Raw genomic sequence first — 25,397 nt, forward strand, 5'->3', positions numbered from 1 at the left:
CTGTTCAATCCCGTCGACTAAAAGGCGCACTCAAAACAAGCAAGATCGTCCTGTAGACAATCCACAGGTCCGTCCACAGCGTAGCGTGTTCCACATACTCAATGTCGTAACGGATCCATTCCTGGAAATCCTTGCCCTCTTCCCGCGTACGGCACACCTGCCATAAACCCGTTACCCCCGGCCGCACACTCAGCCTCGCCTCACGCCAAGGCGGGCAGTACTGATTCTCCTTTCGAGGACTCGGACGAGGCCCAACCACCGACATGTCGCCCACCAAAACATTGAAAAACTGAGGCAACTCATCCAACTGTAGCCGCCGCAGCCACCGACCAACCCGTGTGACTCGCGGGTCGTCCTCAATATAAAACTGCGGGCCATCCACCTGATTCTCACGCATCAATCGAGCCTTGATCTGCTCCGCATCATGACGCATCGACCGAAACTTGTAACACGGGAACTCACGCCCACCCACCGTCTCGCGTGCATGAGCAAAGAAGTACGGACCGCCATCCTCCAGCCAGATCGCCAGCATGATCAAAGGGAACATCGGCAGCACAATCAACAGCACCAACAGCGAAAACGCGAGATCAAACAGCCGCTTCAGCGCCCTCGACGCCGTCGACCGCTGCCGAACCTTCACCTGACGCCCTAGCATCTGCCCCGGCTCGATCTCGCGCCAATCAATCTTCTCCGCATCCGGTCGCAACTCAGGGTCATCCCACAAGACCGTCGGACCCACCACCGCCTGCCGCGGATCAATCGACCGCCCCGCACCGATCCAAGCAGGACCAATAAACGATACCGACTCCCCGGTCGTCACATCGCGATCACTCCACACCTCGCGACCAATCCGCTTGACCCGCTCGATCGTCGCGTTCGGCTGCCTCCACGTCCCGATCAGGTCACGCACAAACGTACTCACCTCAGCAGGCTTCTCACGATCATACGTCCAACCACGGATCTGATGACTCAGCCGCCGATTCGACGCCACGTTCTTGCGCAGCATGACCCACGCCTCATGTGAATCCGTACACGCCTGCCACGACCTCGCCAGACCCCGATCAGGCGTCAACGCCACACGAGCCAGCCGCGTGTCAGCCCCACCATAATCACGCTCAAATCCAACCAACCGACCATCCCCCTGCGACACCACACGCTCACGATACCCTCGCTGATGCGTGTCGCTGATACGCACCCACACCACCCGCGGCTTGACCCAACTAAGGTCCTCGATCAATCCTCGTAAACGAAAAATAGTCAAGAGCGCCGGTGCCGTCAGCAGAAACAACTCCGCCGCCTCCACCACGTCCAACGCCTCCCCACACCGCACCACCTGCACACCACGAGACGCCCAGAACCGATCATGCAACTCCACAGGCGTTAGCCCCCAGACCGTGGGCATCCCCGGCTGACTCGTCCCTTCTGCCGTCTGAATCAAGAGTCACCCAACCCTTTCTTCACCCCACCCTGCCTCAAACGCTGCCCGGAACGATCCACATCATCGCTGGCATAAGTCTGCGAAGCGATCAACGCCCGTGCCACCGCACCGAAGTTCGTGCCGTTATGGCCCGCCGGCGCCACCGCCTCACCCGTCCGCTGGTCCCGCGAGAAGCCAGCCGAACGACTGCTCAGCGACGCCGAGAGATGAGACTTCGCCAGGTCCGCCTCCTCCGCCCGGTTAAACACAAAGCCCGCCAGATTCGCGCCCAACGACTCCAGGAAACCAACCGCCGACGCCACCCGGTAACGCTCGTCACCACGAGCCACGATCATCACCACCTGATCCGCCTCCGCCGCCACCATCGACGTCTCTACACTCCCCGGCACCGGCCCGGTATCAATCAGCACCGCGTCAAAATGCCCGCGCGCCTCCTCGATCACCCGACGCACCGCCGCTGGCGAAATCCGACCCATATCATCCAGTAGCGCGCCACCTATCGGCAGCACCCACAGGTTCGGAATGTCCGTCGCCGTAATACACGCCTGCACCGGATCACCATTGATCGCATCCAGCAAGCCAACATGCGTAGAAGTCTGAAGTTCCAGAATCTCACTGAGCCGACTCGGCTCCAGCAACCCAAGATTAATCAGCGACTCACCCAGCCGCTGTCCAGTCGACGAAGCCGCCGCCAACGCCTGCTGCAACTCATGACTCGTGATCTCGCCAGCGTCCACCAGAATCCGGCCGATCTGCCGACGAACTACCGCCTCAAGACGATAGCTCAGCCCACCACCAGCCAGGTCCGAGTCGATCAACAACGTCTTCGCACCCGTCGCCGCAAACGACATCCCAAGCGCAATCGTCAGACTCGTCTTCCCCGAGCCACTAGCCGGACCCGTCACCGCAAACGCAGGCGTCGTCGTCGCACGATGCCCCAACTGTAGCAAGGTCCGCATGTGATGAACCGAATACCCCACCATCGCCGCGTTCGCCGGATCACCAAGATCCTCAGGCAGCAGCGGCAACACGCCCAGCAAACGCGCAGCCCCCAACCGACTCGTCGCCTCATCACTGCTCCGCACCCGCGGGTCCATCAACCCGATACCCAGCACAATCCCAAAACCAAGCATGGCCCCCGCACCAAACCCAGCCACCGCGAGCTGCTTGCGACTGCCACCATTAATCGGCTCCGGCATTGCAAACGCATTGCTCGCAATCTGCAACCGCCCCGCCATATCACCACGCCCCGCCTCCGTCTGGAGCCGCTGCAACCGATCCTCCGCCTTGCCCAGTTGCACCTCAAGCATCTCAACATCGCTCTTGAGCTCATCAATCCGCAGCCGCTTCTGCCCAAGCTCCAGCGTCTCCGAGTTCAGACGATCACGAACCTGCTTCTGACTCGCATAAATCCGGATCAGCTCGAACTCCGTCATCGAGTTCAGATCACCACCTCGCGAAACCACCACCTGCGGAAGCTCACCCACCTGCCCCTGCCTCGCCCTGGCACGCTCAAGATAAGACTCGATCTCCTCCTCATTCGTCTCGTACTGCAAACGAGCAGACCTCGTAGACAGATTATTAACCCCGAACTGCGCCGAACGCATCTTCACGACCGCATTCAACTCATCACGACGATTCATCAGATTACGCATATACGGGTCTCGCGCCGCAAGCATCTCCGCCGTCAGCTCCCTCTGCTCAGCCTCCCCCGTCCCGATCGCCTCCAGCTGCTCCGCCATCGTCATCGTCGGGTCGATACCCCGCATCGTCATCGCCGCCTCGGTCTCACGCATCCGCGACTCAAACTTCTGCAACTCCTCCAAACGCCCCTCGTACATCGACATCAGCGCATCAGATCCGAACTCATTGGCAATCAGGCTGATCTCCTGCTTCTTCCGCGCAATCTGCTGCAACAGATTTGCCCGGATCTCCTCCACCCGCGAGATCGTCGAGTTCGTACGATCAATATCCCGCTGACCATCAATCTCCATGAACGCCTCAGTGATCGCCTGCGCAGCGATCTCCGCGACCTCAGGATCGCTATCCTCATACCCGATCGAGATCATGTTCGTCCGCCGATCGTGCATCACACGCAAATGTTGCCGCAACACCAGCGTCGCCCGACGCCCCTCAATATCTTCATCTGTCAGCACAAAACGCTGCACCGCCTCATCACTCACCGCCTTGGTCAGCACACGCTCCGTGCTGATGATCTCAGCCCGCTGCGCTACCCACTGCTCAAAACGACTGATCGGCTGATGCTCCTCCAGTTGCTGCACCACCACCGGAATATCCGACTGTGCCTCAATCAGCGCCTGCGCCAGAAACTTATCCTCCAACGAAAAGTACCCAGTCACGCCTCCGATCACACCAAATACACTCGCCAGAGTGATCGCCCAGACATACCGGCCCTGCAGCAGGTGATGGACCCGCCGCAGAGGCGACACCTGCTGGTGTTCCGCCTCAACATGCTCACGCATCGCCGGACGTGCAGGCACCGGTAACATCGCTCCAGCTTCACCTTGACTCATAATCCACTTTCTCCTCGCTCCGGCAACTCCGCCGAACCAATCACCTCGATCGCAGGAAGGCTCAGCTCGATAAACGTCTCCGCCAGCCGCTCACGCCGCAGCGGATCATCCTCACCAGGCACCAGAACCTGCAACTGACCCGCGCCGAAGAAACGCCTCCGGTAGTCCGCCTCCAGCTCACTCACCGCATCCATCGACGTCGCCGTGCTCCCATCAGGCAGCAACAGCATGCTGATCACATGCAGACGCATCGAATAACCAGGTAATGACTGGTAAAACTCATACTCCAAAGCCCGAAGCTCACGCCCGCCCACCCTGAACACCAACGGACGACGATTCTCCACATTCTCCGTCCAACCACTGCTCGGATAGCACACCGGCGGGTAATGACCCACCATATCGCGAGCCTCTCGGCAGTGGACCAGCAACAAGTTCGCCAACCCCTTCGTCTCGTCGTTGGTGTACCGCTTCGAAAAAATCACATTCGGCTTCAGAATCTGAACCGCCTCACGCTGAGGCGTGATGTCCTCACTCGTCCAACCCTCAAACGCACTCGGTATTCGCAGCACCTCCGCGCGAACACGGTCATGGTACGGCTGAGCATCCACAGGTTTCGCGTAACCCTGCTGCATCCAGTCCCAACCCGCGATCAGGGCCAACGCCATCATCGTCGGGAGAAACCAGCTCCACCTCAGGCTTTCACGCTTGCTGACCATACAGTCCTCTACCTCTACCCTTCACTCAGTCACGAGCCAACACATAAGGCGTCACCGGCACCAACGCCCACTCCATCAGGCTCTTGAGCCCAAGAAGAAGCGTGAACGCCACCAACAGCATCACCCACCCACCCAGATCGTGGAACAACGTCCCCGCACCCTCACCAAACACGCCATACACCCACACCGTAGGCGACAACCGGATCACATTGCACAAGATCGCCGACAACGGGCTCATCAGCACAATGAACACTCGCACCGAGTTCCGCAAGGGTGTCCCAAACGCAAACGCGTATGACACCAACAGCAACGCAAACACCATCCGCATCCCGTTGCACGCCTCAGCAATACCCACCTGCATCCCGTTGATCTCAAGCACACTCCCGGAGCTGCTCACCATCACCCCAAACGTCGTAAGCGTCTCCGTTGTGATAAACGCCGTCCACTCCTGCAACGGGATCGCCAACTGCTGACGGATGAGCCCCGGCACCGGCACCAGGAACAACAACGCCACAAAAGCAGGCGCAAACCGCCTGAGAATGTCCGTCCCAATCACCGACACCAGCCCACCCACCGCCATCACCACAGCCCCCAGATGCCAGCCTGCCTGCACCGCATGGTTGTACCCATACCACGACAAAAACCAGCCCGCCGCCGCGATCAAGGGTCCAACCCACTGACCCCGCGGGTAACAAAACCGTAGCCGCTGCTTCCGCACCCACACCAGCCAGAACATCACAAACGGCACCAGGAAAATGTGGCTGTTTTCCTCATCGCTCCAAGCAATCAGGAATATGTCCGACCACGCCTGCCGACACACCCAAACCGCCGACATCAGCACGATCGCCGACGCCAACAAGTGAAAATCAGTCCACCCGTTCCGAGACCAGCCTAGTTTATTCGAGTCCATGCGGCCGTCCTCCCGTCCTCGCCGTACTGCTCCGACGCGTGCCGATCACCGAGTCAACACGCATCCGCCCCTGAGGCACCATCCCCGCAGCACAGACCACGCTGCGCACCAGGATCGCCTTCGCACCAACCCGCCCACCAGCCAGCACCACCGAGTCATGCAGCCGAACGCCCGCACCGACCTCGGCACCCGGCTCCACCACAGAGAACGTACTACGCCAGTCCTCCGCATAAGGTTCGCCCAACGCTCCACCCGCCTGTGACCGGTGGTAATCCCGCAAACCCTCCACATAATCATTCACAGTCCGCACCGGCACCGCCACCGCAGGATGATCCACCGTCATCACACGCTCGGTCTCAGCCAGCTTCGGCAGAAACTGCTCCTTCAGATCGATATACCCCTGCCTCGCAACCCCCTTGAGCACACCGCAACGCATCAAAAAGAAACTCGATGGCGTCCCATCCGCGTGCTTGAGCACACGAACCGCACCATCCACCGACATCAACGCCCCAACCGCACCATCAAGAGAACCCATCAGCAACTGACCGGCGTTCGCAACCAGCACCCAGTCGTCATCCCCATACCCCGCACATGCATCCCTCAACAGCCCCGCCGTCCCCCGCAACTCAAGCTCATCCCGCTCGATCTTCAGCGACACCCGACCATCATCCTCCCGGCCCTCAGGCGACGGGACCCGATCATTCACCAACACACGGACCGACAAAGGCGTGACCCCAAGCCACGCCGCCAACTCGCCCAGCCTCTGGACCCAGACATCCAGCAACCGCTGCTCGTCCGACACCGGCAACTCCAACGGCGACCGACCCACCTCATCCGCAAGACCCAGCTTCCGCGTTGCCCCCGCCAGCAACAACACCGCGCACGGCACCACCCCGGCCGCTTTCGCGTCCGCAACAGTCGCCTCATCCTCGGGGTCAGAACCCGAGCCACGAGGCCTCATAGCCAGGTCAGTGTCCACCGTCACGCTTCCAGATATCGGGTACTCCTATCCATAAGTATAGACCTCACATGCAATAGTCCCAAACGAAGCCGCCCGCGCCATCCGCATCATCCCCCACTCCGGCCCAGCCTCCTCCGCAACGACCACCACCCCAGCCGCACCGCAAAGGGCAAACCCTCCAGCAGATATCGACGCCACAACCGCCCAGGCTCCTGCACCAGCCGATAAAACCACTCCACACCCAGCCCACGAGCCCATCCCGGTGCCCGCTTCACCGTCCCCGCCACATAACTAAAGGAAATCCCTACCCCCAACCAGCACGACTCGGGAGCCAGCTCTCGCAGCCTCTCGATCAACAACTCCTGCTTCGGAAATCCCAGCCCAACAAAAATAATCGCACCCCCCAAACCCTTCACAACCGCCTCCACCTCAGCCATCGCCGCAGGATCCTCCTCAAAACCCACAGCCGGGCAATGCACCCCCAGCACCTCAAGGCCCGAATAACGCTCGGCCAGCACCCGCCCCGCCGCCTCCGCATCCCCAGGCGATCCCCCAATCAACACCACCCCCACACCAGCCCGCGCCGCCGCCTCACTCACCGTCCACACCAGACTCGATCCCGCCACCCGCTCCGGCAGCTCATCACCCGCCAAGCGACTCGCCCACACCAACGGCTGACCATCCGCCACCCGAACATCCGCACGACCCACCAACGCCCGCACCCCCTCATCCACCACACATCGCCGCAGAATATCCAGATTAGGCGTCACCACCCACCCCCCAACCCCCGAACGCGCATGACCCACCACCCACGTCACCACCTCTGACTCGGTCGCCCGTGCCAGACCCACCCCCATCACCTCCACCTCAGTCATCCGATCGCACTGTTCACGCACATCAAACCCTCGTCCGCGGTTAACCCAACGACACGTCTATAATCGGCCCCTCACCCCCCCGTCCTCCCGAGGACGCCCGGAAAGGACCACGGTTGGCCCAAGACCACAAAAAACAAACCACCGCTGACCTCGCCAAACGACTCGCCCAGGCCTACCAGGACCAGGACGGCTGCCAGCACCTCGACGCCACCTTCCTACCCTCACGCGCCAAAACCATCGAAATCATCGAACGCACCCGACGCATCATCTTCCCGGGCTTCTTCGACGACGCACGACTCACGTCCGAAAACATCCTTCCACACCTAACCACCCAACTCTCCCCCCTCTACGACCTCCTCCTCGACCAGATCGAACAAACCCTCCGCTACGAACTCAACCGCACCCTCGGCAACGGCACAGGCGACGACTGCGACGACTGCCACCAGCAAGCCCTCGACCTCACCCACAAACTCCTCAACCAACTCCCCGAAATCCGCCGACGACTCACCATCGACGTCGCCGCCGCTTTCGACGGCGACCCCGCCGCCGACTCCATGGACGAAGCCATCTACTGCTACCCAGGCATCGACGCCATCTTCATCCACCGACTCGCACACGAACTCTACAAACTCAACCTCCCACTCCTCGCTCGCATCATGTCCGAAGTCGCCCACAACGAAACCGGCATCGACATACACCCCGGCGCCACCATAGGCGACGCCTTCTTCATCGACCACGGAACCGGAATCGTCATCGGCGAAACCACCATCATCGGCAAACGCGTCAAGCTTTACCAAGGCGTCTCCCTCGGGGCCCTCTCCACCCGAGGCGGACAATCCTGGCGCGGCAGAAAACGTCACCCCACCGTCGAAGACGACGTCACCATCTATGGCGGAGCCATCATCCTCGGCGGAAAAACCACCATCGGAAAAGGTGCCACCATAGGCGGCTCCGTCTTCATCACCGAATCCGTCCCCCCCGAACACACCGTCACCCTCCAACGCGGCGAACTCCTCATCAAACACACCCCCCACAAATCCCAGAACCCCTGAATCCACCCCACCCAACAAAACCCGCAGACTCCTACACCACCAACGCCTAACATCACGCATGACCGAAGCGGGCAACATCAACTACCAGCAGCCCATCCCCCTCTTCCCCCTCGCTAGCTGCGTACTGCTCCCACACGCCACCATCCGACTCCACATCTTCGAACCCCGCTACCGCGACATGGTCGCCGACGCACTCGCTGGCGACCAGCTCATTGCCATGGCCACCTTCAACGACCCCGCCTGGAAATCCAACTACGCCGAAAACCCCATCATCCACCACGCCGTCTGCGTCGGCTACATCCTCCGACACAACATACTCCCCGATGGCCGCTACAACATCCTCCTCCAGGGAATCGCCCGCGCCACCATCAAATCCGAACTCGAACACAACCCCTACCGCATCGCCATGCTCCAGGACCTCGAGCAAAACAACAACACAAAACCCGTCATGGAAATCGACCTGCACGACACAAGACAACACCTCGATACCCTCATCCACGACGATACCCTCAGCCAACTCGCCTCCGTCCAGGCACTCCGCAACGGACTCTGCAACGACATCCCCACACCCGCCCTCGTCGACCTCGCCACCCTCACCATCTGCCAGGACTCACCCTCCCGATACACCATCCTCGCCGAACCTGACCCCCACGCACGCGCCACCTGGCTACTCAACCACCTCACCCAACTCAAACAAACCGTCACCAACGCCCTCCGATCCAACACCGGCGACCCCGACTCAGGTATCTACTACAACTAACACCCCCAGCAACCTCCCCAGGCATGTCACGAGTCCCGAACTTGCCTAGGGAGCACGTCCCCTCAATAGCTAACCACCCCAGATCACGATCAAAGCGCCGCAGGCGCATCAACACCCCACCCCCGGCTCCCCGCGCGTTACCCTCCGCTCAAACGGAGACACCTCATGACGCCACCCCTCTCCCGCAGAACCTTCCTCGCCGGATCCACCGCCGCCGCCGCCGCCCTCCTCACCGGCTGCGACCCCATCACACCCCCCACACCACCACCCAACACCTCCGGCACCACCAACCCCTCTAAAACCAACTCGCTAGATGCGGGGGCGGGGTTCTCCTTCTTGCACCTCACCGACATGCACGTCGCCCGACGCCGAAAAGGCCACCTCGGCTACCAGACCTGCATCAACGAAGTCAGCAACCTCACCCCCAAACCCGCCTTCGCCCTCATGGGCGGAGACCTCGCCTTCGACGGCCTCTACAACGCCAAGTCCGAGTTCATCGACCAGATTCGCCTCTACAAAGACGCCTCCGACCAGCTCCCCTTCCCCTACCACAACTGCATGGGCAACCACGACATCCTCGGCTGGGACCGCAACCGCAAAGTCCAACCCTCCGACCCCGACTACGGCAAAAAATGCATCATGGACCGCCTCGAATGGGAGAAGCCCTTCTACTCCTTCGACCACCAGGGCTGGCACTTCACCATCCTCGACTGCATCCACCCCATCACCGCCGACCACGGCCAGTCCTGGGAACCCCGCATCGACGACGCCCAACTCCAATGGCTCGCCCACGACCTCGGCCGCGCCGCCGACAAACCCAAAGTCGTCATGACCCACATCGCCCTCTTCTGCAACATCGGCCAGCAGAACGCCGACCCCAACGCCAAAGCCATGTCTGGCATGGTCATCCAGAACAACCGCGACCTCCGACACATCCTCGAACGACACAACGTCACCGCCGTCCTCCAGGGACACTCCCACCGCGCTGAGGTCTACCAGTTCAACAACATCTGGTACATCACCTCACCCGCCGTCTCCGGCGCCTGGTGGGCCGGCGACTTCAACGGCGGCGCCCCCGGCTACACCCTCCTGACCACCCATGGCCGCGACCTCCACTGGGACATGCGCTACTTCAACTGGACCCCACACCTCGAACCCAACGATACCCTCGAAAAACAACGCCTCAAACAACGCCAGGACTTCCTCCAACAACAAGCCGACCTCGCTGCCAAAGAACGCACCCCCACCTGACCTTCACTCGGGTGCCACATCTCCGCGTGCCACGCACCTTCAGGTGCGTACCCACCCCACTCACACCACCTGACCCCACTCGGGTGCCACAGGGCAGTCCCGATGCACATCGGGATGCCCTGTGCCCAACACCAAAATCTCCGCAGACCACCCACACCCATCCGCCACTCATCAACAACAAACACCCCTCGATACGAGCCTCAGGCGTCAAGCCTGGGGTCAAGCCTGGGGTCAAACCAATACCCAACCCGCCAAACCGAACCGCCTGATCACACCCACACCGCGTCCCCACCACACCATCTATAGAACCCCGCGTAGCTCGCGAAGCAGCGTGGCAAACCCTGCGTAGCTTGCGTAGCAGAGTTGCAAACCCTGCGTAGCTTGCGAAGCAGGGCCAAACACCCCACCCAAGCATGACACGAGTCCCGAACTTGCTCCGGGAGCCCATCCACTCGCCACCGCATCGCACGCAACAACCAACCCGAGCGTTAACCCCACCCACAAAAAAAGCCAGCCCCGCAGGGCTGGCTCTCATCATCAAGATTAAGACAAGATCAGTTATTGCCAGGATTCGCCGGGTTGAGATCAAACACACACTGACGATCATTCGTAGTAGTGCCCCCGCCACGCTGACCACTAGCACTGGTCAGCACCGAGCGACGATCCCCCAAAGCATCCTGCGAATAAGTCAAACGCTCGAGTGTGTCATCCTCAGAATAAACAAGGCGCTCAGAACTCTGAGAAGCGCCCGGCACGCTGGTAGAACTGACATGACCATCAACCCAGGCGATCTGAACATCGCCATTGTGACGTGCATCAGCAAAACCAGCCGCGGTTACCACAAAATCAGCGGTATCGAGAACGACATGCCCACCGTTCTCTTCGCCTTCAAAAGCGGGTACGTAATCCGGATCATTGCCCTCAGGGTTCGCATTGAAGCTCAGTGTCGTCAGCAGCACATCCCCTGCAGAAGGAATATCTTCAAGCCTGGCAGGCCGCGTCTGAGGTGCATCCCACCGATTCAATGCTACTTTTTTCTTTGCCGAATCGGGGGCACCGACGAAATCCGTCGTCCCCGCGATCACATTCGAGCCAACGTAAACATAGTTATAACCGTAGTGAATACGATTAAATCCTCGAAAGTTGGACGCGCCTGCATCGGCCGATGCCTGCGTACTTGAGTCGTAGTTCAGGTCAAGGAAGTCCGTGTTCGCCTGTCCCCACACAGGATCTGCGTAAACATCAAGCGTAGTAATGATGCCTAACTGAATCAGCCTGGTCGTCCAATACCACGCAATGGCATTATCGTTGCTGAATCCAAAAGGATCGCTGGCTGTTCGCCCCTTCTGCCACAAAGGGAACTCCCCCTTGTTTCCTGTAGCATAAATATGCATCGCCTGACCAATCGACCTCTGATTCGCCGACGACTGCATCACCCGCGCCGAGTTCCGCGCCGCCCCCAACGCCGGCAGCAGAATCCCAATCAGCAACGCAATGATCGAAATCACCACCAGCAACTCAATCAGCGTAAACCCGCCCCGGCCACCACCCACGCCAGACACAACACGGTTCCTCGAATCCATCGTGAAGACTCCAATAAGAGTTGAGGACCTGCACACCACACGCCAGCCCGTCTCCGGACCAACGCCGCGATGCCTTAGATCAACCAAATCAACGTGCGACCAAGTCGCCCAACAGCCGGTCAAAAAACGCAGACCTACCCCATTCTAGAACCCTCACGCCACGAGACAAGCCCGAAGCGGACCAAACCCCGAAACCAATCAGTCACCTGGGTTGGACGGCCAGAGATCAAAAACATTCTGCGGCCCGTCGAAAGTGATCGTGGTCCCACCCCCACCACGCTGACCGCCAGTCCGAACGTTATTCGTCACGCGAGCATCACCCATACCATCTGGCCCATAAACGATCGCATGGTTCGTCAAATCATCCTCTGCACCCGGCACCTGAATCCGGCTGACATGGCCGTCCGCCCACCCCAGAGCCATTCCGCCGTTATGCCTGGCGTGTCCCAGACCAGCATGGGTCACGCCAGCACTCGGATAATCCAGAATGACATGTGCCCCAACTTCTTCGCCGTTATACGCCGCTGTACCCGATAGGCCAGGATCACGAACTGGAGCAGTGAGCATGACATCCGGTGCAGACCGTAGTGAGTCATACTTCGCTGGCTGATCGCCCGCGACATCTGTTCGCTCAGGCACTTCCGAACCATCACAACTCGAATACCAAGACGAGATGTTCGAGCCCACCCAGACGTAATTGTAGCCAAAATGTATCTTGTTAAAAGATCGCTCCCAAAGCGGTGACTCACCGGCACTCAAACCCGTGGTGGATGCACTGCCGCGTTGGCCGCTGCTGGTGTTGACGAGAACCTTGGTCGTTAGATTTTTATCGAGAAAATCCGTGTTCGCAGCAAACGTCGGGTCAGCATAAACATTCAAATCCTGAATGATCCCATCGGCAACCATCTTGGTCGTCCAGAACCAGCGGACCGGATCGCTCCACATAACGTTCTCACCATTAGCGTCCGTATTCTCACTGAACTGCCAAAGCGGAAACGTCATGTCATTGGACGTCGCGTGAATAAACATGCCCTGGACAATCGACCGCTGGTTCGCAGACGCCTGCCCGGTTCGCGCAGAATCCCGCGCCGCCCCCAACGCCGGCAACAAGATCCCAATCAAGAGCGCGATGATCGAAATCACCACCAGCAACTCGATCAACGTAAACCCGCCTCGCTTCACCACGTCGCGCTTCATCGTCTTGACTCCATTCAATTAAACAAAAACCGACGGCGGCCGCCGCCAAAACCTCAACATCCATCACAGCGCCTGCTGGCAACCCCCCGCTCACAGGGAATCGCCCGACTCAGACACACAACACAGGCCTCATAATTATGAAACTTCTACACCAGAGTGCAACCCCAAAACCACCCACACCTCAAAATAAATCCCCCAGGCCCAACACCACCCGCCAACCACCTAAACCCGATCCATGCGCACAAACGACCGCATCTCAACCCCCATCGGTCACGTTTGATTGACGACTTCGGCCCATTTTTGGGCCCAATCCCCAAAAACCACGCAAAGCAAAGCAGTTTTTAACCCCCTAATGCGGGGGGGGGGGGAATGGAGCTGAGCGGGTTCGAACCGCTGACCCCCTGCTTGCAAAGCAGGTGCTCTCCCAACTGAGCTACAGCCCCTAGTTGTCGGCCACCAGTCTATCGGCCAGCGGGCTCCCCTTCATCCCACCCTTCACCCAAACCAACAAAACACGCCGCCACACGCATCCCCCAATCAACCTAACCCTTGCTCACCGTTAGGTTTGTGAGCTTCTCCACGCCCCCCGCCGCGATCTTGTCAAACCCCGAACCCAGCTCTCCGATCGGGTCAGGCGGCAAAATCTCCACGATCTTCTCCCCCAGCTTCGCCTCGCCCGCCCGCACCTTCGCCTCGAACTTCTTGCACTCCTCCAGAAGCCGCTCCAGGATCTCTTCCTCCGGCACGTTCGCCACCTTCTGCCCCTGAACGTAAATGATGCCCCGACGGTCACCTGCGAAAATCGCGACGTCCGCACCCTCCGCCTCGCCCGGCCCGTTCACGATGCACCCCATCACCGCCACCTTGATCGGTAACTCGATCTCCGACTGCAACTTAGCCCGCACCTCCTGCACCATCGTGAACAGGTCCACCTGGATCCGCCCGCACGTCGGACACGCGATCAGGTCCACCCCCTTGCGCTCCCTAAGCTCCAGACAATAAAGCAGTTCCAGCGCATCCTCGACCTCGAACACCGGATCATTCGCGTAGCTGATCCGCACCGTGTCCCCGATTCCCGACGCCAGCAGGTGCGCCAGCGGGGCGATCGACCGGATCGTCCCCGTCTCCTTCGGCCCCGCATGAGTCACGCCCAAGTGCAGCGGATGATCAAAACGCTTGGAAATCTCGGTATAAGCAGCAATTACAAGCGTCGGGTCCGGGCTCTTCGCCGAGATCGTCACATCATAAAAATCCCGCTCGTAGAAGATCTCCAGGTACTCCTCGAGCTTCGCAATCATGATCGCCAGGAAGTGCCCGTGCTTCTCCCCCGAGAACACGCCCCCTAACTCCTTCATCCGCTTCTGCTTATCACGACGCTCAATGATCGACCCCTCGTTCACCCCAATCCGGATCGGCAGCCCCCGCTCCTTGCACGCATCAATCACCTGCCCCACCTGCTCCCGATCCTGAATGTTCCCCGGATTCAGCCGGATCTTGTGCACCCCCGCCTCGATCGCCTCCAGCGCGCGCTGAAAATGAAAGTGCACATCCGCCACGATCGGCACCCGCACCTGCGGAATGATCTCCCGCAAAGCGTCCGTGTCCTTCTTCTCCGGAACCGCCACCCGCACGATGTCCGCCCCCGCCGCTGCAAGACGGTTGATCTCCACGACACAGGTATCCACGTCCCACGTGTACCCCGCGGTCATCGTCTGTACCGAAACCGGAGCATCGCCCCCAACCTTCACAAAACCGACGCGGTCGTCGCCCAGCGTCACCTGACGGGTTTTTCTGCGGTGGATCATGCCGGGATTGTACTCGCCCCCCCGCATCCCGCGAGTCCTCCGCACCCCCACCCGCCCACAGCGCATCCATCGATCCCTCTGCGTGTTATCTTCCGGGGTGAATGGGGGGAAGACCGATTCTCTGGAGATCTCCCATGGACCGACCCGAAATCTACCCGCTCCGCTTCCAGCCGATTTACAAGGAAAAAGTCTGGGGCGGGCGCACGCTCGAAAAACTCGGCCGCGACCTCCCCGGCGACGCGACCACCCAGATCGGCGAATCCTGGGAAATCACCGACCTCGACCAGACCTCCAGCTCCGGCGGGGGCGGCGACCCCGAGCACTCCGTCGTCGCCAACGGCCCGCTCATGGGCCAGCGGATCGATCAGGTCATCCGCGACTACGCCGACGAACTCATGGGCACCGTCGCCCCCAGCCCCGAGGGCGGGTTCCCACTGCTCATCAAGTTCCTCGACGCCCGCGAGAACCTCTCCCTCCAGGTCCACCCTTCGGAAGAGTACGCCTCGAAGCATCCCGAAGCGCACCTCAAGTCCGAAGCCTGGTACATCCTCGACGCCGAGCCCGGCGCACGGATCTACAAGGGCCTCGAAGAGGGCGTGACCGAGGAGCACCTGCGCAAGGCGATCGCCGCGGACTCAGTACGCGACATGCTCGTCGAAGTCCCCGTGAAAAAGGGCGACTGCCACTACCTGCCCTCGGGCACCTGTCACGCGCTCGGCGAGGGCGTGCTGGTCGCCGAGGTCCAGACGCCATCCGACACCACCTTCCGCGTCTACGACTGGGGCCGCCAGGGCCGGGCCCTGCACCTGGATCAGGCGATGCAGTGCATCCACTTCGGCCCCGCCCAGGTTTCCGCGTATGAGCGCAAGGCCCCGCCGATCAAGTACGGCCAGGCCTCGACGGCGCGGCTGGTGACGTGCGAGCACTTCGGCATCGATCGTGTCTACGGCCCCACCGGCTTCGAGGACTCGCTCGCCGAGACCAACCCAACGATCTGGATGATCCTCGAAGGCTCCGGCCGCTTCGAGATCCCGGGCATGGAGACCTACCCCTTCGCCGCTGGCCAGACCTGGCTGATCCCCCCCTACCTCGGCGACGGCTGGGCCGTCCTCGAAGAAGGCTCGGTCTGGCTGGAAGTAACGTTCGGGAAGACGGAGCCGGTGAGGATGGCGTGAATGTATAACTGGAGCTTGAGCCTATGACGCGACACTTGGTACCCTTATCTTGTTCTTCGTTCTATGTGTGGTCATACCTCACGCAGCAGCATCACCTGATCCGCCCAAGTACGGAGACCCCGAGTACCAGACCCGGTGGGATCAGGCTGATGATGAGGAACGCGACCGGCTACGCCAGCAGAGTGTGAATGCATCGACCCGTGGCTGGCAGTTACTCATGCGCGGTGATCTCGATACAGCCATGCGACGTTTTAACCAGGCTTGGACACTCTGGGAAGAGAACCCTGAAGCGCTGTGGGGCATGGCCATCATCAGCTTTGAACACGGGAAGCTACTATCGGGCGAGGAGCAACAGTTGCCGGAGGCTCTCATTCAGTTTGATCAGTCGTTGGAGTTGATCCGGGAAGCTGCGGGGTACACATCAGAAGATGCGGGGCTGCTGGCAGACGCAGCATGGCTGCACGCTTCGGTTGGAGGTTTCCGAGCACACGCTGGCGAAAAAAACGGTCCCGAGCTGATGCAGCGGGCCGTTGATTATCTCCACGATGCGCAAGACATTGATGATGAGCACCCTCGGATCCCCGATGTTCGAGCCTCGATCGACAAGTACTGCCAGGACATGGGTATTCCCATTCCCGAACCTAGTGAACAACAGGCTGTTCAAGAGTAGATTTAGATCATCTCCCCAAACAAACACAACCCCGCCGCGCCGGTGATCCTGACGTTGACGATCGACCCGGCGAGGGATTCGTCGCCGTCGAAGAGGGTGATCAGGTCGGTGGGGGTGCGGCCGGAGAGTTGGGTGGTGGCCTCAACAACCGCTGTTGATGTGGGGGGGGTCTCCCAGCCGAGTTCGACCCGGCTGCGTTGCTGCTTCTTCTGTTCCTTGCGGGAGGCACCCTCGACGAAGACCGGGACGGTGCGGCCGATGTAGCGGGCGTGGACGATCGCTGAGGCGGCGTTCTGGGCGTCCAGCAGCTCGCGGTTGCGGCGGCGCTTGGTCGTGTCGGGGATGTCGTCCTCGAGCTTGTCGAAGGCGACCGTGCCGGGGCGGGCGGAGTACTTGAAGATGTAGGCGTTCTTGAACTGCGACTCGGTGAGCAGGTCGAGGGTCGCCTGGTGGTCATCCTCGGTTTCGCCTGGGAAGCCGGTGATGATGTCGGTGGCGATCTCGACGCCGGGGATGATTCGGCGGGCCCGTTCGAGGAGATCGCGGTACTGGGCGACGGTGTAGCCGCGGTTCATGCCGGCGAGGATGCGGTCGGAGCCGGACTGGACGGGCAGGTGGAGGTAGGGGCATATGCGCGGGCAGTCGCGGATGGTGGTGAGGATGTCGTCGCCGAAGTCTCGTGGGAAGGAGGTGACGAAGCGGAGCCGTTGGAGATCGGGGACGCTGTCGTGGATCTGGCGGAGCAGGTCGGCAAAGGAGGTGACGCCCGGGGCGAAGACGGGCGAAGGCCCGCCGGTGCCGCGGTTGGGGGCGATGACCGAGCCGATCTGGGGCTGAGTGACGCCATCGACATCGACGGCGGCGTTGGTGTCGAAGTGGTAGTGGTTGACGGTCTGGCCAAGGAGCGTGACCTCGACCGCGCCGGCATCCACGAGCCTGCGGACCTCCTCGACGATCGAGGCGGGCGGGCGGTGGACTTCGCGGCCACGGGTGAAGGGGACTACGCAGTAGGTGCAGTACTTGTTGCAGCCCCGGGTGATGCGGACGTAAGCGGAGCGGCCATCGCGCTCGGGGGAGAAGGAGCGTGCGAGGTCGATCAGTTCGAGCGAGTCGCGGGCGGCCTGGAGGGTGGTGGCGCGGCGCTGGTTGTCGCCCTGGAGGGCGATCTGGGCGGCGCGGAGCCCGCCTCGGTCGGTGAGCTGGGTGCGGAGGACGTTGTCGATGAGGTGGGGGATCTTGTCGAGTTCGGCGGGGCCGGCCATGAGATCGACCTGGGGATGCCTGCGGACGAGGTCCTTGCCGTCGCGCTCGGCCATGCAGCCGATGACGCCGAGGACCAGGTCGGGGCGGTGCTCGCGCTTGTAGTCGCCGAGGATCCCGACACGGGACCAGACCTTCTGCTCAGCGTGCTCGCGGACCGAGCAGGTGTTGTAGAGAATCACGTCGGCCTGCTGCCAGTCGTCGGTGAAGCGGTAGCCCAGGGCGCGGAGCTGATCGGAGACGAGCTGGGAGTCGAGCTCGTTCATCTGGCAGCCAAAGGTCTCGAGGAAGATGGCCGGCGGGAGGGTCTGGGGGTGTTCGGTGTTCATGCGGTGGGGTAGTTTAGCGGAAGGGATGGAGAAGAATCGGGATTTGGGGATGGGGCGAGGGGGTGGCCGATAGGTGGTTTATGGCTTTAGCGCGCGCTGAGCGTGGTGTGAATCCTGTGGCGTTGCTCGCGAGCTGGCTGGTGCTGGCGGCGGGGTTGCTGCTGATTGGGACGATCGTGCTCGGGCCGGACACGGACCGGGTGCTGGTCGCCCGAGGCCAGACCGCCCTGCTGGCGTCCCGGCTGGACTGGTGGGAGCGGCGGGGTGAGGCTCATGGGTCGTTCCTGGTCGCTCTGGAGCGCGATGACCCGGTGGTGCTGGAGCATCTGGCGCTGACGGAACTCAACCGGGTCGTGCGGGGCAAGCAGCTCTACAACGAGGGCGATGCCCGCTTCGGCTCGGCGGGCGGGGCGATGCTCGGACACCTGGGGACCTGGATCGATCGGGCGGCGGGCCCACTACACACACCCTCGGTCGAAGTGCCGAGAGAGGGCTGGCTGGATCAACTGCCTACGACCAAGCGGACCGGTCTGGTGATCGCGGGCGGATTGTTTGTGGTCGCCGGGCTGCTGTGGAACCCGGTCGGGCGGCGGGAAGATATCTACTAGCGAAGGCGACAAGTATCTGTCGGTCCGTGGCCTATGCGACGAGTCATTCCTCCGGCGCGGTGAGCGTTCCATCGGTCTCGGTCCAGCGGGCGACCCCTCCTCGGAACGCCCGGATTTTCTTGAACTCGTAGGTCATCAGGCGTTTGGCCACGGCGGGGGTGCGGTCATCGTTGAAGTCGCTGCCATAGACGATGATCATCTCACTGTCGGAGAGCGGGCGATCGAAGCGGGTGACCTTGGGGAGCGGCCGGCTCAGGGCACCGGGGATGCGACCCGACACGAACTCACCGGGTGAGCGGGCATCGACGAGGACGGTGGTGTCGGGCTCATCCTGGAGTCGCTCGCGGACGTCGGCGGCGGAGATGTTGCGGAGGTCCTCATCGTTGATGCCGAAGTAGCAGCCCGGGGCGGTCAGGAGGATGAGGGAGAGGCTAAGCCAGATCGAGGTCTTCATAGAGGGCTCCGAGGGTGCGGTGGACGCGGTCCTGGTGGGCCGGCTCGCCCGGCGTGCCGTTCCAGAGTATCGCGACGGCGAGATTGTGGGCGGCATCGGCGAAGGCGGCGGAGGCCTGATTGCCCGAGTGCCCGAAGGTGTAGTGCGAGGCGTGGGGGCCGTAGCCGTAGGGAACGATCTCCTTGCCGTAGTCCTTGGAGTCGAGGATGAAGCCGAGTCCCCAGTCCATGGTCGCCTTGAAGGTGTGGTCGTAGAGGTTGACCCGGTGTCGAGCGGTGAACAGCTCGATGGCTTCGGGGTCGAGGATGCGCTGGTTGTCGAGGGCACCGCCCGTGACCAGAGCCTTGTACAAGCGGACCAGCTCGCGGGCCGGCCCGATGCCGTTGCTCGCCGGGGAACAGCCGGTCAGGAACGGGCGGGTTGTCCAGGGTCGAAGCGACCTGTCTTTTCTGGCGGTATCGGGGACGACCGCGATTCGCGGGGTGAGCGAGTCGTAGTCGGTGTCGCTCATCCCGATGTGGCAATCGGTCATGCCCAGCGGCTCGAAGATATGACTGCGAACGTACTCGGGGAACGACTGGCCTGAGAGACGCTGGATAATCTCGCCAAGCACGAACCAGGACGTGGTGATGTGGTACCCGGCCTTGTGTCCGGGGACCCAGTCGGGTTCGAGACGGGCGTCGTAGATGGTCTGGAGGATGGTGTCCCAGTCGTCGCGGGGGTAGTCGTAGGGTGCAGCGCGGAAGCCGCCGGTGTGAGTCAGCAGGTGGCGGAGCGTGATGACGTCTTTGCCATACGACTCGAACTCGGGGAGATAAGCGATGACCTGCTCATCAAGACCCACGCGGCCGAGTTCCCAGAGTTGGGCGATCGCGATGGCGGCGACGGCCTTGGTCGCTGAGAGCCATGGGAGCAGGTGGTTGTGGGTCATGGGGACGCCGAGGCTGGCGTCGCCGAGTGAGACGAGGGTCGGGGTCGTCGCCTTCTCGGGCCAGACGGCGACCTGAGCGCCAAGGTGATGGCCAGCGTCGATGCCCTCTCGGATGACGCTGCCAGTTCTGGTCAGAGGGCCATCAGACATCAGGCCGAGCCGACGACGGCGAGACTGACGTACTTCTGCTTGGTAACCCGACTGGCGAAGTCGTCCCAGAACTTGTTGACGATGGTGCGGACCGCCCAGTTGGCGCCGTCGGCAAGCCCGCAGATGGTCGTGCCGGGCATCGAGCCCATCGAGCTGGCGAGTTCGAGGAGCAGGTCGAGGTCGCGTGTCGTGCCGTCGCCTTCTTCGATGCGTGTCAGCATGCGGTACATCCAGTTGGTGCCTTCGCGGCACGGCGTGCACTGCCCGCAGGACTCGTGGCTGAAGAAGCGCACGATGTTGCGGAGGACGGCGACCATGTCGGTATCCTCGTCCATCACGATGACGCCCGCGGTGCCGAGGCCGAGGCAGGCGTACTTCTTGCCGATGTCGAAATCGAGCACGGCGTCGTATTGATCGGTCCCGAGGATACCCATGGAGATCCCGCCGGGAACCGCGGCCTTGAACTTCTTGCCGCCTCGCATGCCCTGAGCCTGATTCTCGATGAGGTCGCAGACCTTGAGCCCCAGTTCGTCCTCGTAAACACCCGGGCGATTGACGTGGCCGGAGATGCCGTAGAGCTTCGGGCCGTAGCTGGCCGGGACGGTCGGCGGAGCGCCCTCGGCTCGCGGAACACCCATGGACTTGAACCAGTTGGGCCCTTCGGACCCGCGTTCGAGGATGGGCGTGACGACGGCGAGGGTCTCGACGTTGTTGATGATGGTGGGGCGACCAAAAGCGCCGGCGACGGCGGGGAAGGGGGGCTTGATGCGTGGCCAGCCACGTTTGCCTTCGAGAGACTCAAGGAGCCCGGTCTCTTCGCCGCAGATGTAGGCACCGGCGCCGCGGTGCAAGTGAAGCTCGGGCCAGCGGTCATTGATCTTACCCATGCGCGAGTCGGGGCCGAAGACGCCGTTGGCGTTGGCCTCCTCGATCGCTTTGAGGAAGGCGTCACGGTGGTGGTGATACTCGCCGCGGATGTAGAAATACGCGGTGTCGAGTCGGCAGGCGTGCATGCAGATCGCGATGCCCTCGATGACAATCTGCGGGTCGAACTGGATCAGCAGTTGATCCTTGAACGTACCGGGCTCGGACTCGTCAGCGTTGATAGCGAGGTAGCGGCGACCGCCATCCTCGGGCGGGAGGAAGCCCCACTTCATCCCCGCAGGGAAGCCAGCACCACCACGTCCGCGAAGCTCCGATGCTTTAACCAGGTCCACGACAGCCTTGGGTTCGAGCGACAACGCGTGTTCGAGACCCTTGTAGCCGCCGGTCGCGACGTATTCGTCGTAGCTGATGTAGCGGCGGTCCTTAGGGTCACCCCAGGGATGGGTTGGGATGCGTTTGAAGAGGACGGGTTCGCTCAGGGGCATCGGCGGGTCTCGTGTCGGATGGACGGCGTGAGGAGTCGGGATGACTTCTGAGTCTAGGCGATTCTGGGGGGCTCGTCGCGATCGTCGGATGGATCATTCTGTTGTTCGGCGGGCCGAGAGCGGATCTCGACCTCTTCGATGGTGACTCGACGCACCCGCTGGATCGTCTCGCCGGGTGCCGCACCACCTGCTCCCTCTGTACTGGCGCGGTTTTCAGGCTGCGGCTTCTCGCGCACCCCCCGGGCGACGTGGTGGATGGCGAGCCCGGCGTGGTTGCAGAGGCGTTCAAACCATCCCACGGGGTAGGGTCCTTAGTCGAGTTCGTTGAGGATGTCGTCGAGGTTCTCGGGGTTGAGGTTCTCGTGGAGCACCTCGTTGACCAGTGCGACCGGGGCGGTCCCGCAGGCGCCGAGACACTCGACCTTCATCAAGGTGATCTTGCCATCGGGTGTCGTCTCGCCGACCTCGATGCCGAGTTTGTCCTTGAGCTTGCTTGTTACGGAGTGCTCGCCCATCAACTCGCAGGAGATGGATTGGCAGACCCAGAAGACGTACTTGCCCTTGGGTTCGAGCCAGAACTCCTCGTAGAAGGTGGCGGTGTCGAGGACGACCGAGGCTTCGAGACCGAGGAAGTCGGCGATCTCTTCGATCGCCTGCTTGGGCAGCCAGCCGATTCGGTGCTGCATCTCGTGGAGCAGCGGCAGCGTGGCGGCCTGACGCGTGGGAAACTTCACGAGGATCTCGCTCTCGAACTGCTCCTGGAGAGATTCGGTGAGATACGGCTCGGCTCTACGGTCGATCTTCTCGTTGGCGGAGTTTTTGGTGATCCAGGCCATGGTTTTATCCTGGTGCTGTGGCGTGTTAAGGGTTCAGCGGTCGAGTTCGGCGGCGATGATGTTCAGGCTGCCGAGGACAGCGACCACGTCGGAGAGCAGGTGTCCCTCGACGAGCTTGCCGAAGACGGAGTAGTTCACAAAGCTCGGGGCGCGGCACTTGGCACGCCAGGCACACGGCCCGCCATCGGACACGATGGTGAAGCCGAGTTCGCCGTTGGCGGTTTCGTTGGCGGCGTAGACCTCCGCGACAGGGGCTTCCCACTTGCGGTTGGTCATCACCAGCTCGAAGTGCTGGATCAGGCCTTCAATGGAACCATAAACCTCGGCTTTCGAGGGCTTGGTCATCTTGCCGTCGGAATCAACGTCCATGGGCCCGCCGGGGATGTTGTCGAGGAGCTGGTCGATGATCGCGACCGATTGCCGGATCTCTTCGAGACGGATGAGGTAGCGGCTCAGCACGTCGCCGCCGGTCGCGATGGGGACTTTGAAGTCGACCGCCTTGGCTCCCATGCCGTCCCAGTTGTCGGCGTAGCAGAGATACGGCTCGTCCTTGCGGAGGTCGCGACGCACGCCCGAGGCACGAGCCGCAGGCCCTGTGAGCCCCCAGGCGATCGCGTCCTCGGCCGAGATGGCGCCGACGCCCTCGGTGCGGTCGCGGAAGATCCGGTTTTTGTTGAGCAAGCCGGTGAGGTCCTCGAGTGCCTTGGGCATCGCGCCGTGGAGGAAGTTCTTCATCAGCTTGATGAACATTTCCTCATCGGGCAGATCAGCCATGGCCCCGCCAACACGGGTGTAGTCGGGGTGGTAGCGCTGGCCAGCGACGTAGTCCATGATGTCGTAGATGGACTCGCGTTCGTTGAAGCCATAGAGAAAACCGGTGAACGCCCCGAGGTCGAGGGCCGCAGTGCCGACGCACAGCAGGTGGTCCTGGATCCGGCCCAGTTCGGCGAGGATGGTGCGGACCGCCTTGCAGCGTGGGGTGAGGTCGATCCCGAAGAGCTTTTCGACCGCGGTGTGCCAGGCGATGTCGTTGGAGATCGGCGAGATGTAGTTCATCCGGCTGGCGATGCAGACGTACTGGTTGTAATCGAGTTCCTCGGCGAGTTTCTCGAAGCCCGAGTGTAGGTAGCCGATGTGCGGGACGGCCCGGACGACCCGCTCGCCATCGAGTTCGAGCACGATGCGGAGGGTGGTGTGGGTCGCGGGGTGCTGCGGACCGAAGTTCAGGGTCCAGCGGTCGCCTTTGGTACCGGCTTCGGGGTCGATATACGGCGTGGTCTCGACATCGACGTCGAAGGCTTCGAGGGGCTGGAGGTTGTAGGCCATGGGCTTGCGTGCCTGTGGAAGTCGTGGTGGGTTCGTAGATTGAGCATGTTAGCAAGCGCTTGGGGGCCGGGTGGGCTGCAGCGGTAACCGATCGCAGTAGAGAGTGGCGAGTCTGCTGATCGTCCGGTGCTCTATGCTGCCATCGTGGAGCACGACGACACGAGTTCGACCGACGCGGCAACCGCCAGACGGCTCGCGATACGCCTCGCCCAGGAGCAGGGCTTTGCGCTGGTTGGCGTGACCGATGGCCAGCCTTCATCTCACGAAGCGCATGTGCGGGACTGGATCGCCGGGGGCAAGCACGGGTCGATGGGCTATCTCAAAGAGAATCTTCAGGTCCGCCTGGACCCCGGCCTGTTGCTGGAGGGCTGTCGATCCATGATCTGTGTCGCCGACGCCTACGAGGACCGGGTCGAGCGCGATCCCGAGCGTCCGGGCAAGACCGCACGCTACGGGGCTGGCCGGGATTACCACAAGGTGATGAAACGCAAGCTCCATGCGCTCGCCGATGCGCTCCGTGAGCACCATCCGGATGAGACCTTCCGGGCGTGCGTCGATACCGCCCCACTGCTGGAGCGCGAGCACGCCGCCAGGGCCGGGTTGGGCTGGATCGGTAAGCACACGCTGCTGATTCACCCCCGGCACGGTTCGTATCTGCTGCTGGGATGCCTGCTGACGACGCTGGTGATCGAGACCTCGGGACAAGCGGGGTTTCCAGAGCCGACCGTGGAACCCGAGGACCACTGCGGGACCTGCACCCGGTGCATCGACGCCTGCCCGACCGGCTGCATCACGCCTTGGGATGTCGATGCCTCGCGTTGCATCAGCTACCTGACCATCGAACACCGGGGCGACTTCGACGAGGAGCAGGCGGGCAGCCTCGATGGCTGGATCGCCGGCTGCGACATCTGCCAGGAGGTCTGCCCGCACAACACCACCGAACACCGCGTCCAGCTGCCCATCCGCGACGACTATGCCCCCAGAGATCACGCCAAGGGCCTCGACCCCGCGGCGGTCGCCCAGTGGGACGAATCCGATCGCCTCCGCGCCCTCAGCGGGACAGCGCTCACCAGGCTGTCGCTGGAGATGCTCCAGCGAAACGCCCAAGCACTCCTGAGTGGAGGGCGGGCACCGGGTGCCGACGAGAGTGGATGAGCGGGGCGATGATCTCTAGGCTGTTGGCCTAGAAACAATCTTCCGGGCTAA

Annotated in this window: 23 protein-coding genes and 1 tRNA gene; 7 read left to right on the top strand and 17 right to left on the bottom strand. The window is 61.9% G+C overall.

Going from position 1 to position 25,397, the window contains the following annotated elements:
• Positions 1–4: 4 nt before the first annotated feature.
• From RIG82_13090 to RIG82_13115, 6 genes are all read right to left on the bottom strand, one after another.
• Complete coding sequence (locus RIG82_13090) at positions 5–1,402, bottom strand: sugar transferase (GenBank protein MEQ9461877.1); 1,398 nt, start codon at positions 1,400–1,402, stop codon at positions 5–7.
• A 32-nt stretch (positions 1,403–1,434) separates the two neighbouring features.
• Entirely contained in the window at positions 1,435–3,972 is a 2,538-nt protein-coding gene (locus RIG82_13095; protein MEQ9461878.1) for a hypothetical protein, read from the bottom strand.
• Positions 3,969–4,688 (bottom strand): exosortase-associated EpsI family protein, encoded by a 720-nt coding sequence (locus RIG82_13100; protein MEQ9461879.1) that lies wholly within the window; start codon positions 4,686–4,688, stop codon positions 3,969–3,971. Before RIG82_13100 ends, RIG82_13095 begins: the two co-directional genes overlap by 4 nt.
• Positions 4,689–4,713: 25 nt before the next feature.
• On the bottom strand, positions 4,714–5,598 hold the full coding sequence (locus RIG82_13105; protein ID MEQ9461880.1) for an exosortase/archaeosortase family protein: 885 nt from the start codon (positions 5,596–5,598) through the stop codon (positions 4,714–4,716).
• The gene (locus RIG82_13110; protein MEQ9461881.1) at positions 5,585–6,559 is read right to left on the bottom strand and encodes a hypothetical protein; all 975 of its coding nucleotides are present in this window, start codon (positions 6,557–6,559) and stop codon (positions 5,585–5,587) included. The genes RIG82_13105 and RIG82_13110 overlap by 14 nt, the downstream gene beginning before the upstream one ends.
• A gap of 107 nt (positions 6,560–6,666) precedes the next feature.
• Complete coding sequence (locus RIG82_13115) at positions 6,667–7,455, bottom strand: WecB/TagA/CpsF family glycosyltransferase (protein MEQ9461882.1); 789 nt, start codon at positions 7,453–7,455, stop codon at positions 6,667–6,669.
• Positions 7,456–7,547: 92 nt separating this feature from the next.
• On the opposite strand from RIG82_13115, the gene epsC reads away from it, so the two are divergent.
• From epsC to RIG82_13130, 3 genes are all read left to right on the top strand, one after another.
• Positions 7,548–8,486, top strand: a complete 939-nt coding sequence (gene epsC / locus RIG82_13120) for a serine O-acetyltransferase EpsC (GenBank protein ID MEQ9461883.1) — start codon at positions 7,548–7,550, stop codon at positions 8,484–8,486.
• Positions 8,487–8,544: 58 nt separating this feature from the next.
• The gene (locus RIG82_13125; GenBank protein ID MEQ9461884.1) at positions 8,545–9,246 is read left to right on the top strand and encodes an LON peptidase substrate-binding domain-containing protein; all 702 of its coding nucleotides are present in this window, start codon (positions 8,545–8,547) and stop codon (positions 9,244–9,246) included.
• Between the two features lie 165 nt (positions 9,247–9,411).
• Positions 9,412–10,497 (top strand): metallophosphoesterase, encoded by a 1,086-nt coding sequence (locus RIG82_13130; GenBank protein ID MEQ9461885.1) that lies wholly within the window; start codon positions 9,412–9,414, stop codon positions 10,495–10,497.
• A 554-nt stretch (positions 10,498–11,051) separates the two neighbouring features.
• On the opposite strand, the gene RIG82_13135 is transcribed toward RIG82_13130, so the two are convergent.
• The 4 genes from RIG82_13135 to ispG all read right to left on the bottom strand — a co-directional run bounded on the left by RIG82_13135 (position 11,052) and on the right by ispG (position 15,082).
• The gene (locus tag RIG82_13135) at positions 11,052–12,080 is read right to left on the bottom strand and encodes a DUF1559 domain-containing protein (GenBank protein MEQ9461886.1); all 1,029 of its coding nucleotides are present in this window, start codon (positions 12,078–12,080) and stop codon (positions 11,052–11,054) included.
• Positions 12,081–12,278: 198 nt separating this feature from the next.
• Positions 12,279–13,277, bottom strand: a complete 999-nt coding sequence (locus tag RIG82_13140; GenBank protein MEQ9461887.1) for a prepilin-type N-terminal cleavage/methylation domain-containing protein — start codon at positions 13,275–13,277, stop codon at positions 12,279–12,281.
• A 370-nt stretch (positions 13,278–13,647) separates the two neighbouring features.
• A tRNA-Ala gene (locus RIG82_13145) sits at positions 13,648–13,720 on the bottom strand.
• 99 nt (positions 13,721–13,819) lie between these two features.
• Complete coding sequence (gene ispG, locus RIG82_13150) at positions 13,820–15,082, bottom strand: flavodoxin-dependent (E)-4-hydroxy-3-methylbut-2-enyl-diphosphate synthase (protein MEQ9461888.1); 1,263 nt, start codon at positions 15,080–15,082, stop codon at positions 13,820–13,822.
• Between the two features lie 134 nt (positions 15,083–15,216).
• Here ispG and RIG82_13155 point away from each other — a divergent pair, with 134 nt between their 5' ends.
• Together RIG82_13155 and RIG82_13160 are read left to right on the top strand one after the other, a co-directional pair.
• Positions 15,217–16,257: a class I mannose-6-phosphate isomerase gene (locus tag RIG82_13155; protein ID MEQ9461889.1), complete on the top strand. Its 1,041-nt coding sequence runs from the start codon at positions 15,217–15,219 to the stop codon at positions 16,255–16,257.
• A gap of 184 nt (positions 16,258–16,441) precedes the next feature.
• Positions 16,442–16,927, top strand: coding sequence for a hypothetical protein (locus tag RIG82_13160; GenBank protein MEQ9461890.1), 486 nt, complete (start codon positions 16,442–16,444; stop codon positions 16,925–16,927).
• Between the two features lie 2 nt (positions 16,928–16,929).
• Here RIG82_13160 and RIG82_13165 read toward each other — a convergent pair whose 3' ends face one another.
• Positions 16,930–18,516: a MiaB/RimO family radical SAM methylthiotransferase gene (locus RIG82_13165; protein MEQ9461891.1), complete on the bottom strand. Its 1,587-nt coding sequence runs from the start codon at positions 18,514–18,516 to the stop codon at positions 16,930–16,932.
• Positions 18,517–18,596: 80 nt separating this feature from the next.
• Here RIG82_13165 and RIG82_13170 point away from each other — a divergent pair, with 80 nt between their 5' ends.
• Entirely contained in the window at positions 18,597–19,124 is a 528-nt protein-coding gene (locus RIG82_13170; GenBank protein MEQ9461892.1) for a hypothetical protein, read from the top strand.
• A 43-nt stretch (positions 19,125–19,167) separates the two neighbouring features.
• Here the strand turns inward: RIG82_13170 and RIG82_13175 are convergent, their stop codons facing one another.
• The 6 genes from RIG82_13175 to RIG82_13200 are packed head-to-tail and all read right to left on the bottom strand — an operon-like array spanning position 19,168 to position 24,191.
• The gene (locus RIG82_13175; protein MEQ9461893.1) at positions 19,168–19,578 is read right to left on the bottom strand and encodes a rhodanese-like domain-containing protein; all 411 of its coding nucleotides are present in this window, start codon (positions 19,576–19,578) and stop codon (positions 19,168–19,170) included.
• Positions 19,556–20,659 (bottom strand): serine hydrolase domain-containing protein, encoded by a 1,104-nt coding sequence (locus tag RIG82_13180; GenBank protein MEQ9461894.1) that lies wholly within the window; start codon positions 20,657–20,659, stop codon positions 19,556–19,558. The genes RIG82_13175 and RIG82_13180 overlap by 23 nt, the downstream gene beginning before the upstream one ends.
• Positions 20,659–22,029 carry an NADH-quinone oxidoreductase subunit NuoF gene (nuoF, locus tag RIG82_13185; protein MEQ9461895.1) on the bottom strand — a complete coding sequence of 457 codons (1,371 nt, stop codon included), beginning with the start codon at positions 22,027–22,029 and terminating at the stop codon, positions 20,659–20,661. The genes RIG82_13180 and nuoF overlap by 1 nt, the downstream gene beginning before the upstream one ends.
• Before the next feature lie 53 nt (positions 22,030–22,082).
• On the bottom strand, positions 22,083–22,328 hold the full coding sequence (locus RIG82_13190; protein MEQ9461896.1) for a hypothetical protein: 246 nt from the start codon (positions 22,326–22,328) through the stop codon (positions 22,083–22,085).
• 12 nt (positions 22,329–22,340) lie between these two features.
• Entirely contained in the window at positions 22,341–22,865 is a 525-nt protein-coding gene (nuoE, locus tag RIG82_13195; protein MEQ9461897.1) for an NADH-quinone oxidoreductase subunit NuoE, read from the bottom strand.
• Between the two features lie 33 nt (positions 22,866–22,898).
• On the bottom strand, positions 22,899–24,191 hold the full coding sequence (locus RIG82_13200; GenBank protein ID MEQ9461898.1) for an NADH-quinone oxidoreductase subunit D: 1,293 nt from the start codon (positions 24,189–24,191) through the stop codon (positions 22,899–22,901).
• Positions 24,192–24,317: 126 nt separating this feature from the next.
• Here RIG82_13200 and queG point away from each other — a divergent pair, with 126 nt between their 5' ends.
• Positions 24,318–25,346, top strand: a complete 1,029-nt coding sequence (gene queG, locus RIG82_13205; protein MEQ9461899.1) for a tRNA epoxyqueuosine(34) reductase QueG — start codon at positions 24,318–24,320, stop codon at positions 25,344–25,346.
• The last annotated feature ends 51 nt before the right edge of the window (positions 25,347–25,397 follow it).

The sequence above is a fragment of the Phycisphaeraceae bacterium genome, assembly GCA_040222855.1.
In the GTDB taxonomy this organism is placed as follows: Bacteria; Planctomycetota; Phycisphaerae; order Phycisphaerales; family Phycisphaeraceae; genus Mucisphaera.